Source organism: Vicinamibacteria bacterium (assembly GCA_035620555.1).
Classification (GTDB): Bacteria; Acidobacteriota; Vicinamibacteria; order Marinacidobacterales; family SMYC01; genus DASPGQ01.
The window spans coordinates 1-10,320 of record DASPGQ010000449.1; the positions used below are offsets into that span (position 1 = coordinate 1).

Genomic DNA, 10,320 nt, shown 5'->3' on the forward strand with positions numbered 1-10,320 from the left:
GCCGCCCTCCCGCTCCTGGTGGCGGGAGCCGTCTTGTTCTACGCTGGCCGACAACTGCCCCGGGTCGGCTCGCCCGACTCCCCCGCTTCGATCCATGTCTCTCCGCGTTACATCGAGAATGCCTACCGGGAGACCGGAGCCACCAACATGGTCACCGCCGTGCTCGCCGATTACCGGAGCTACGACACGCTGGGTGAAACGGTCGTGATCTTCACCGCGGGCCTCGCCTGTCTGCTCATCCTCGGCGCCTTTCGGGTTCGCGGCGAGGAGGCGGCACCCCGGGATCACATGGACTACTCCTTCGGCAGCGACGTGCTGGACGCCACGAGTCGCATTTTGATCCCCTTCCTCGTCCTGTTCGCCGTCTACGTGGTCGTGCACGGGCACACGAGTCCGGGCGGCGGTTTCCAAGGCGGAACCATTCTGGCCGCAGCCTTGATCCTCGTCCGGCTCGTGAGAGGAAGCGCCGAAGGGGTCGGAATGAGTCTCAGGGGCATGCTGGTGATCGCGAGCGCCGGCGTGGGGCTCTACGCGGCCATCGGTCTCGTCAGCCTGTTCTTCGACAGGAATTTCCTCGATTACGCCGGTCTTCCCATTCCTTACGAGGGAGGCCACCTGCGGGAGTTGGGCTCGCTTGGAATCGAGGTCGGCGTTTTCTTCGGAGTCACTGCCGTACTCGTTCTCATATTCGATGCTCTCACGACCGGGGCCGAGGAGTGACGTGAACACCCTCTGGAGCTCGATGGATTATTTCCTGACTTCCATTCTGTTTCTCGTCGGCCTCTACGGAATTCTGATACGGCCTCATCTCGTGAGAAAGCTCATGGCGATGAACATTTTGCAGGTGGCGGTCATCGTCTTCTTCATCACCCTCGGGTACAAAGACGGCGCCACCCCTCCGATCGAACGGGCTTATGACGAAAGTCCGGTCGCCCGGGATTACATCAACCCGCTGCCCCACACCCTGATGCTCACCGCCATCGTAGTCAGCGTGAGCACGACCGGTGTAGCCCTGTCCCTCCTCGTTCGAATCTACCGCCGTTTCGGCACGTTGGATGAAAACCAGCTGCTGAAGAAGCTGAAATAATTCATGAGGCACGCTCCGATTCTGGTCGTGCTGGCTCCCTTGCTGAGCGCTCTGGCGAGTCCCCTGATCGCCTATGCATCGGCGGCCGCCGCCCGGGGGGTCACGAGGCTCGCTCTGGGAATCTCTCTCGTCTGCTCGGCTTTTGCGCTTTCTCGGGCCTTGGCGGAGGGCTCCTGGCACTATCATCTCGCCGGTTGGGAGCCTCCCTGGGGAATCGAGATTGTCATCGACCCTCTCGGCGGCGTGATGGCGGTTCTCGTCTCGGCGATGGGGCTTCTCGGCGCCATCTACAGCGAAGCCTATCTGAGCACCGCGACCGACGAGCGCGCGGGGATCTTCTACAGCGTCTTCTCCCTGCTCGTCACCGGTCTGCTCGGCATCGTGGTGACGGGCGACCTCTTCAACCTCTACGTCTTTCTCGAAATCTCCTCTCTATCCGCCTACGCGCTCCTGGCGACGGGGGGAAGCCGCGCCGTGGTCGCGACGTTTCGCTACCTGCTGGTCGGCACCGTGGCGGCGAGCTTCTACCTCATCGGCGTGGGCTATCTCTACGCCGTGACCGGAACTCTGAACATGGCGGACATGTCCGCGAGGCTCGAGGTGCCCCCGGACTCCCCGGTCATTCTCGTGGGCGTTTCCTTCATCGTAATCGGGCTCGCGATCAAGGCGGCGCTCTTTCCCCTCCACGGATGGCTTCCCGACGCCTACACGTTTGCGCCCGGGCCGGTCATCGGCTTCGTTGCCGCGGTGATGTCGAAGGTCAGCGCCTACGCCCTGTACCGAATCCTGTACTTCGTCTTCCGGGCGGGGAGCGCGCCGGGTGAGCCGATGATGCTCCTCGGGTGGGCATCGGCCCTCGCCGTTGTCGCCGGATCGCTCATGGCGGTGGCGCAGAAGGACGTGCAGCGTATGCTCGCGTACTCGAGTATCGGCCAAATGGGATACATCATCATGGGTGTCGCGATCGGCACCCCCTTGGCCCTCATCGGGGCTTTGCTGCACGTCGTCAACCATGCCGTCATGAAGGGGTGCCTGTTCATGGCGGTCAACGGTGTCCAGTGGCAAGCGGGCATCTTCCGGATCCAAGACTTTACCGGTGTAGCCAAACGCTTTCCCATCACCATGACGGCCTTTACGACGGCGGCTCTTTCCATGATCGGACTGCCGCCCACCGCCGGCTTCTTCAGCAAGTACTACCTCGCTCTCGCCGCCGTCGAGACCGGTCACGTGCCCTTTCTCGTGGCGCTCTTGCTTTCCAGCTTGCTCGGAGCCGTCTATTTTTTCCGCGTCATCGAACGCGCCTATTTGATGGAGCGCGACGAGCCCGCACCCGCCACGACGAGAGACCTTCCGAGCTCCATGTTGATTCCGATCGTCGCTCTGGCGCTCGGCGTGGTGCTTCTCGGAGTCTTCAACCAAACCGTGGCGAACCAGCTGCTCGCACCGGGGCTTCCCTAGTAAATCATGACGATCATCGATTTCTTCGTCGCCAACCGGCCCCTGGCGGCGCTGACGGTGTCACTGCTCGCCGTGGTCGCGATCTGGATTCTGAGGAATCACGCGAACGCGAGGGAGTTCGTAACCCTTTCGGCCGCGGTCGCAAAATTCGCAATCGTCCTCTCGATGCTGCCGCGAGTGCTCGACGGCGAGGTGATCGACTCGAGCTCCTGGGATCTCGTGCCGGGCTACTCCTTGCATCTGAGGGCCGACGCACTGGGGATGGTCTTCGCATTGCTGGCGTCGGTGCTATGGATCGTGACCTCGATCTATTCGATCGGCTACATGCGAAGCGGAGGTTACCGGCATCAGACGACGTATTTTGCCAGCTTCGCAGTTTGTCTGTCCGCCACGATCGGCATCGCCTTTGCGGCCAACGTAGTGACATTCGTGGTTTTCTACGAGATCCTCACCATCGCTACTTATCCTCTGGTGGTTCACCGACGAACCGTCGAAGCGATCGCCGCCGGACGAAAGTACCTCGTCTATACGCTCGTCGCTGGCCAAGCGCTGCTGGTCGCCGTACTTTGGACAGCAAACCTGGCTCCGGGAGCCGCGTTCGAGCCCGGGGGATTTCTGAGCGGCACGAGCTCGAGATTCTCGCTCTCGTTGCTGTTCGTACTGTTCATCGCCGGTGTCGGGGTCAAAGCGGCCATCATGCCACTTCACGGCTGGCTTCCCGCCGCTATGGTCGCACCCACGCCCGTCAGCGCCCTCCTTCATGCGGTGGCGGTGGTGAAGGCGGGAACGTTCGCATGTCTTCGAATCGTCGGATTCGTCTTTGGTGTGGACCTTCTTTCCGAGCTCGGCATGGACGTCGTTCTCGCGCTCGCCGCCGGCTTCACCATACTTTTCGGATCGATTCGGGCGCTTGGTGAGAATCATCTCAAAAGAAGGCTGGCTTACTCGACGGTGAGTCAGCTCTCCTATATCGTCTTGGGTGCGGCTCTGGGCTCCTTCCATTCGCTTGCGGGAGCGATATTTCACATGGTGGCGCACGGATTCATGAAGATCACGCTCTTCTTCTGCGCGGGCTCCATCTACACCCGGACCCACAAGGAGTACATCGCCGAGCTCGGGGGGCTGGGTCGCTCGATGCCGGTCACGTTCGCGGCATTCACTCTGGGCGCACTCGGGCTGTCAGGCATGCCTCTTCTCGTGGGATTCGTGAGCAAGTGGAATCTCGGGCTCGGAGCCCTCGAGGCGGGAGCCCCCGCCTATCTCGCGCTCCTCGTCGTGAGCGGTCTTCTGAACTTCGCCTATTTCTTTCCCATCGTCCACGCGGGTTTCTTCCGGGGCGAGGCGGGGCGGTTTCGATTCGACGAAGCGTCGCCCGCTCTCTGGATTCCCCTCGCGCTGACGGCCGTATTCTCGATCGTTCTCGGCGTCGCTCCCGACTTCGTGCTGTCTTTGTATCGCCTCGCTTTCGTTGCTGCCCAAGGTCTCACCGAGGCAGGTCCGATTCTCTTCGCGGCAGGTTCCCAGTGAGTCCCCGCCCCTTTTGGTTGGCCGCGGCTTCCATCCTCCTCATCACCATTGCCCTCGAGATTGTCTTCTCTCATCTGGCTCACACGGAATTCCCCTGGCATCGATTCCCTTCGTTCGATTTCGTCTACGGCCTCTTAGGCTGCGCCGTCATCGTTCTCGTCTCGAAATGGCTGGGTCACGCGTTCCTCCAGAGAGACGAGAACTACTACGATGAGGAAGAGAATTGACAGCGCTCCACCCGGCATTCGTTCTTTTCATCACGGCGCTTCTGGCAGCGCTCACGGCGAGCGGGACGAGACGCGTGGTCGTTGTTTTGGGTTCCGTTATCGCCCTGCTCTCGTGGACGGGACTCGACTTCTCGTCGAGGCTGGATGTGAACTTCGGCGACTATAGGCTGTCGCTGCTCCACGTGGACCCTCTGAGCCTGGTATTTGGCCTCGTCTTCGCGCTCGTCGCCTTCATCGGCGCCATCTATGCGCTGCATCTCGACCGCCGGAGCGAAACAGTGGCGACGCTCGCCTATGCCGGAAGCTCCCTCGGCGTCGTCTTTGCCGGCGACTGGGTCACGTTATTCGTCTTCTGGGAGCTCATGGCGATCTCATCGCTTTTCGTCATCTGGAATGGGCGGTCTTCTCGGTCGGGTGCGGCGGGCAATCGGTATCTTCTGGTGCACATCTCGGGGGGCTCGCTGCTGTTTGCCGGCATCTTGGTCCTTCTCGATGGGGGAGGCTCGCTCCAGATTGAGCCCTTGACGGTCGCGCCGACCGACCCGCTCGCTTTCTGGCTGATTCTCCTTGGCGTTTCCGTCAATGCCGCGATCCCGCCGCTCCACGCCTGGCTCACGGACGCCTACCCGGAAGCTTCCGTAACCGGCAGCGTCTTTCTAAGCGCCTTCACCACGAAGACCGCCGTCTACGTGCTCATACGCGTCTTCCCCGGCGCGGACATCCTCGTGGGGGCCGGCGTCGTCATGGCGCTCTATGGCGTCGTCTATGCCGTGCTCGAGAACGACATCCGCAGACTTCTCGCCTACCATATCGTGAGCCAAGTGGGCTACATGGTCGCGGGCGTCGGTATGGGCACGGCACTGGCTCTCGACGGCGCGACGGCCCATGCGTTCAGCCATATCCTTTACAAGGCGCTGCTCTTCATGGGGGCGGGCGCGGTGCTTCACGCGACCGGCCTGCGTAAGCTGACCGACCTCGGTGGCATCGCGACGGACATGAAGCTCGTGGTTCTCCTCTACACCGTGGGAGCCTTCTCCATTTCCGGGGTCCCTCTGTTCAACGGGTTCATCAGCAAGTCCATGGTCATCTCCGCCGCCATGGAATCTCACCGACCCGTCGTCGAGCTTCTGCTGACTCTGGCGAGCGTCGGCACCTTTCTTCACACCGGACTCAAGCTCCCGTATTTCACGTTCTTTGGCCCTCGGAAATCGATCGACATCGCTCCCCTGCCGCTCAACATGCTCGTCGGCATGGGCGTCGCCGCATTGCTCTGCACCGCTTTCGGCGTGGCGCCTTCGTTGCTCTACCGGGTGCTTCCCTACGCCTCCGACTATCACCCCTATACTCTCGACCACGTGCTGTCCTCGATACAGCTCCTTTTGGGTACCGCCATCGCGTTCTTCCTGCTCCTCTCGAAGCTCGGCGGTGAGCCAACGATGAGCCTGGACACCGACTGGATCTATCGGCGTCCCCTCAAGAGCGTCGTTTCTGCGGTGGTTGCCGCGTCCCGCAGCGCCGGCGCCGAGCTTCAATCTCTGGGGAGCGCGATCGTCGAGAAGGCAAGGTCGATGCTGGGGGCGGCCGGCACCACCGAGATTCGCGAGGAATCGGACCCCTTCCGGTTTCGTTCCCCTATCGGCGTAACCGTCTTCTGGATCGTCGTCTACTTCACCGCGCTGGCGCTTGCAGCCCTGGCGCGCCAGCTCGGCACGGGACCTTAGCGATTATGGTTTTGTCGAGCTTCCGCCGTCGAGCTCGGGAGGAGTATATTCCGGGTCGATCGCGTGGACCTGTTTCAAGAGCGATGCCGCTCGGGCGTTCAAGCCTTCCGCTTGATAAACCGCCGCGAGGGTTCCCAGGTACTCGAGGTTGGAAGCATCGAGCTCCGCGGCTTTCCGGAGGTCCTTCACCGCGTCCTTGCGCCATTTCCGATTCTGCATGAGCGCCCGGGCGCGGAGAAAGTAGTACTGCGCTTCGCTGTCGTCGGCGGCGATTGCCTGTTTGCAAAGCTGGATCGTCTCCCAGAAGTCTTGCAGATCGAAGGCACGCAACGCTCGGTCGTAGAGCGTGCGGGCATAATGTCGTTTGTCGAAGCTCTTGGTGTCCTCGGCCACCGGCTGGACTCGTGGGCGTTCCTTCGACGGCGCCCGCGAGGTCGGTGGCAAAGCCGATTCCATCTTTTTCGCATCGGCGAGTGCCTGAACCGCTTGAGATGCCGCCGACACGAGTTTCGAAAGCTTGCCCTTGAAGGCCTCATCGGTCACGCTGGAGAACTTGTCGGGATGGAATTTCCCCACAAGCCTCAGATAGGCGCTCTTGCGATCCGGTGCCGGTGCGTCCATCGAGATGCCGAGAAGACCGGTGTGATCTCCGGAGGCGGCGAGGGCCAGCAGGTGATCGATCTCGCGCTCAACCGACGGATCGACCCTGACGTGCACGTTGGTGGGTAAAGCCCGAGAAACGGGTGGCGGTGGCTGCGCCGCCCCCTGATGGACGAGCCCTTTCGTCAACAGCAGGGACAATACGCGGGCCGTCTCCGCCTCCGGCAACGGGCTCATCGCCATGATGTCGGACGCACGCGACACGCCATCGATCCGGGACAGCAGAAACCCTTCTTCCGGAGTAATCTCTACGCCGTGAAGCTCGCCCGAGAGTGTCGGCGACAACTTGAGCGATCGTTTGTCCTGCTTCAGCTGGTTGACCCGTTCCGCAGGAAAAACCTCCATCGAGGGGACACCGCTCGCGGGCTGTTGGGGCTTCGCGGCACGATCGCCAGGACCTGGGGCCCGTTCGGTCGAGACTTCCGCCCAGACCGATTCGCCGGCGGCTGCGACGGCGCCCGCCAGGCTGGAGCTTCCGTCGGGTCTCGGGCTGGCATCAGAGGCGGCGGCGACACTTCCTCCTGAATCGGGGCTCGAGCCCGCCGCGGGAGCGTGATCGGCTGAGGAATTCACATCGGAGCTAACGTCTGGCGCCGGGCCGACATGGAGCTCGGCACTGGCATCCTCTGCGACATCGACATCTCTCTCCGGGAGGGATGCAGCTTCTTGGCTCGTATCCGCTCGCGGACTCGAATCCGTCGAGGGAGGAGCGAGCTCCGCGGGGACCTTCAGGGTATCATTCGCGGCCGCGTCCGAATCGCTCTCTACCTCGAGCGCGGCCGGGGGCACTGATGCCCGGTCGGGCGAGCTCGCCGATTCCTTCGAAACCGGCCTATCGCCCGCCTCGGGAGCAAGCTCGTCGGCTCGCGAGACATCCTCGGCCGGCAGGCGTGAAAGAGCCTCGACGAGCTCCGCGCCCGACGAGAACCGCTTGTCTCGCTTTTTCTCGAGCGCGTGATGCAAGATCGGCTTCAACCCCACGGGCAGACCGAGAGAGTTCCAGTTCAATGGGAAGACCGGCTCGTCGTTGATAATGCTCAGCAACACCCCGGTCAAGCTCGGGCTGCGAAACGGTTTCTCTCCGGTTGCGCATTCGAACAAGATACAACCCAGCGAGAACAGATCCGAGCGTGCATCCACGTCTTCCCCTCTCGCCTGCTCCGGAGACATGTAATCGGGGGTTCCGAGAACGCCGCCCGCCATCGTGAGATTCGTGGACAATTCGGATTTGGCTACCCCGAAATCCGTTACCCATACGCTCGACGAGGACGAGACGAGGATGTTCGATGGCTTCACGTCCCGGTGCACGACATTTCGCTCGTGGGCGTAGTCGAGTGCGCTCGCGAGCTGGCGCATGATCCGAATGGAAAGAGACAGAGGGAGTCTCTTCTTCGACTTCAGCAGAGCTTCGAGGGACTGTCCCTCGATGAACTCCATGATGATGTACCCTCGTTCCGCGGTCGCAACGATGTCGTGAATCGTCACGATGTTGGGGTGCTGGAGCCGAGCCGCAACCCGAGCTTCCCGAACGAATCGCTCGCGCAGCTCGTCAGGACTGTGGTCGGCAAAGGGTGTGTCGAGGCGCACGCTCTTGACCGCGACCGGTCGATCGAGCACGGTGTCGAGCCCCATGTAAACGGCGCCGATGGCACCGGCCGACAAACGCTCTACCAGGTGGTAACGTCCTCCCGGAATCGTTTCCATCCGTGCACTCTCCTCGTTCGCGGGGACGTCCTCGGGCGACGAGGTGTGGGCCTGAACATCCATGTTTCACATTACAGGCAAGAACCGTGCCGATCCGACTCGGGTTTGCCGCAACATAACCGCCCATCCACAATGGGGTTCGCCCACATCGGCGTCTAGCGTCCCGAAATGGGCGTGGGTAAACGCGTCATTCCTGTTGGGAACACCCCACGCCCGGCGCGCGCAAACGCGATACCTCAGTCGTTCTCGATCTCTTCGTCGATGATGGCTTTGAACGCATCGAATGGCTGGGCGCCCGACAGGAAACGCCCGTTGATGAAGAACGTGGGCGTCGCGTTGACTCCTTTCTCTTCTCCCTCGGCATAGTCCCGCTGCACCGCGTCGCGGAATTTGCCCGAATCGAAGCAGGCGTTGAACGCCGCGGTGTCGAGCTGAACGTCCGCGGCGTACTGCTTCAGCTCTTCGTTTCCCAGGGCTCTCTGGTTCTCGAACAAACGATCGTGGTATTCCCAGAATTTGCCCTGCTCGTGAGCGCAGAGCGCCGCCTCGGCAGCAGGCCTAGCCTGGCCATGGTTGGGAAGGGGGAAATCACGATAGACGAATCGAATACGGTCTCCGTAGGTGCTCTCGATCTGCTCGAGGGTCGGACCGACCCTCGCACAGAACGGTCACTGGAAGTCGGAGTACTCGACGATGGTGACCTTGGCGTCCGCCGGCCCCTTCATTCGCTCGCCGCTCGCGACCGTAATGGGGATGCGGGGCGGAGCCAGAGAGACCTTGACCGTCATCTCGCTTCGCAGTCGTTCAATGAAGATGGCGCGTGCCACAGTCTCGTTTCTCGCCTCGAGATACTGCCTGATCTGAGGACCTACCTGCTCGAGGCTCTGGCCTCCGAGACGATTGCGATTCTGATTGAAGAATTCCTCCACCTCGGCCTCATCCACCTTGCGAATGTTGGCGGTGACCTCGCGCGCGATTAACTCGTCTTCGGTGAGGTCGCGCGCCGCCGCTTCTTCGGCGATGAGGGCCTCGGCGACGAGGTCATCGACCGCCTGCCGTCGAGCGTCGTACAGCTGCTGGAAGGCTTGCATGTTCGTCTGAACGGCCCTTGCATCCACGTCTTTGAGGGTAATCTCTCGGTCGCCGACTCGCGCGACCACGTCGCTCTCGCTGACCGCCTCGACCGTTTGCTGGGAAGCGGGAGCGTTTTCGCAGGCCGACCCGGCGCCCAGCATGCCGAACACTGCGAATCGCAGCACATGTTGCATGATCTAAGCTCTCCTCGTATTTGTCTGAAAGCGTAACACATTTGCGAACCCCCCGCGAGACGAGTGCGGTCGGCCCGCGCCAAAAGTGCGCCGCTTCCCGGCCCCGGTTCGTATTGGAAGCGCCACTGGCCCGAGAAGTTGCGTCCCAGCGACGCAAGTTGTAAACCTTTGGGGGGAAATCTCCGTCTCACTCACCGGCGGCGGATGTGGCGTCGCGGGAGGTTCATGGACGGCACCGATATCGTGACCGAACCCAGAGGATACGAGCCACCATCGACTCCAATGACGCCAAACCGCGAGCGCGGTAGAGCCGAGGACGACGACCTCGTGGAAGGCATTCTCGGTGGCGACGACGCGGCTTTCGAGAGGCTCTATCGGAAACACTGCGGGGCCGTGTTCGGCCTGGCGCTTCGCATGCTGAGGAATCGAGAGGACGCTGAAGACTTGCTCCAGGAGATATTCTTGCAGGTTCACGACAAGCTCCCGACGTTCGCCGGCCGCTCGGCATTTGGCACCTGGCTTCACCGACTCGCGGTCAACCGCTGCCTCGATCATTTGAGAAGTCGCGGAGCCAAGGAGCAGTCACGCACCGACCCGCTTCCGCAAATGCTCTCGAGCGGCAGGAGCCCCGAGGGAACTCGTGGTCTCGAGCTCGAGCGCGCCATCGG

Annotated in this window: 9 protein-coding genes and 1 pseudogene; 7 read left to right on the forward strand and 3 right to left on the reverse strand. The window is 62.0% G+C overall.

All coding sequences use genetic code 11. From position 1 onward, the window contains the following. The 6 genes from mbhE to VEK15_18205 form a co-directional block, all read left to right on the forward strand. Positions 1 to 720 (forward strand): hydrogen gas-evolving membrane-bound hydrogenase subunit E (mbhE, locus tag VEK15_18180; GenBank protein ID HXV62634.1); only part of this gene is annotated, 720 nt, incomplete at its 5' end. Between the two features lies 1 nt (position 721). Beyond that, a complete protein-coding gene (locus tag VEK15_18185; GenBank protein HXV62635.1) occupies positions 722 to 1,087 on the forward strand; it encodes a cation:proton antiporter subunit C in 366 nt (121 codons plus the stop codon). A 3-nt stretch (positions 1,088 to 1,090) separates the two neighbouring features. After that, positions 1,091 to 2,545, forward strand: coding sequence for a monovalent cation/H+ antiporter subunit D family protein (locus VEK15_18190; GenBank protein HXV62636.1), 1,455 nt, complete (start codon positions 1,091 to 1,093; stop codon positions 2,543 to 2,545). A gap of 6 nt (positions 2,546 to 2,551) precedes the next feature. Continuing rightward, on the forward strand, positions 2,552 to 4,072 hold the full coding sequence (locus tag VEK15_18195) for a proton-conducting transporter membrane subunit (protein HXV62637.1): 1,521 nt from the start codon (positions 2,552 to 2,554) through the stop codon (positions 4,070 to 4,072). Next, positions 4,069 to 4,299, forward strand: coding sequence for a hypothetical protein (locus VEK15_18200; GenBank protein ID HXV62638.1), 231 nt, complete (start codon positions 4,069 to 4,071; stop codon positions 4,297 to 4,299). The genes VEK15_18195 and VEK15_18200 overlap by 4 nt, the downstream gene beginning before the upstream one ends. Then, positions 4,296 to 6,020, forward strand: coding sequence for a Na(+)/H(+) antiporter subunit D (locus VEK15_18205; GenBank protein HXV62639.1), 1,725 nt, complete (start codon positions 4,296 to 4,298; stop codon positions 6,018 to 6,020). The genes VEK15_18200 and VEK15_18205 overlap by 4 nt, the downstream gene beginning before the upstream one ends. A gap of 3 nt (positions 6,021 to 6,023) precedes the next feature. Here the strand turns inward: VEK15_18205 and VEK15_18210 are convergent, their stop codons facing one another. The 3 genes and pseudogenes from VEK15_18210 to VEK15_18220 all read right to left on the reverse strand — a co-directional run bounded on the left by VEK15_18210 (position 6,024) and on the right by VEK15_18220 (position 9,652). Continuing rightward, complete coding sequence (locus VEK15_18210) at positions 6,024 to 8,384, reverse strand: protein kinase (GenBank protein HXV62640.1); 2,361 nt, start codon at positions 8,382 to 8,384, stop codon at positions 6,024 to 6,026. Between the two features lie 236 nt (positions 8,385 to 8,620). Next, positions 8,621 to 9,040, reverse strand: a pseudogene (locus tag VEK15_18215) (thioredoxin domain-containing protein). Positions 9,041 to 9,052: 12 nt separating this feature from the next. Next, positions 9,053 to 9,652, reverse strand: a complete 600-nt coding sequence (locus VEK15_18220) for a hypothetical protein (GenBank protein ID HXV62641.1) — start codon at positions 9,650 to 9,652, stop codon at positions 9,053 to 9,055. 282 nt (positions 9,653 to 9,934) lie between these two features. Here VEK15_18220 and VEK15_18225 point away from each other — a divergent pair. After that, positions 9,935 to 10,320 (forward strand): RNA polymerase sigma factor (locus tag VEK15_18225; GenBank protein ID HXV62642.1); only part of this gene is annotated, 386 nt, incomplete at its 3' end.

What these genes read in the sequence shown, in the direction of transcription:
- VEK15_18190 (HXV62636.1), top strand. Translation starts at nt 1,091, where the DNA reads ATGAGGCACGCTCCGATTCTGGTCGTGCTGGCTCCCTTGCTGAGCGCT.
- VEK15_18195 (HXV62637.1), top strand. Translation starts at nt 2,552, where the DNA reads ATGACGATCATCGATTTCTTCGTCGCCAACCGGCCCCTGGCGGCGCTG.
- VEK15_18210 (HXV62640.1), bottom strand. Translation starts at nt 8,384, where the DNA reads ATGGAAACGATTCCGGGAGGACGTTACCACCTGGTAGAGCGTTTGTCG.
- VEK15_18220 (HXV62641.1), bottom strand. Translation starts at nt 9,652, where the DNA reads ATGCAACATGTGCTGCGATTCGCAGTGTTCGGCATGCTGGGCGCCGGG.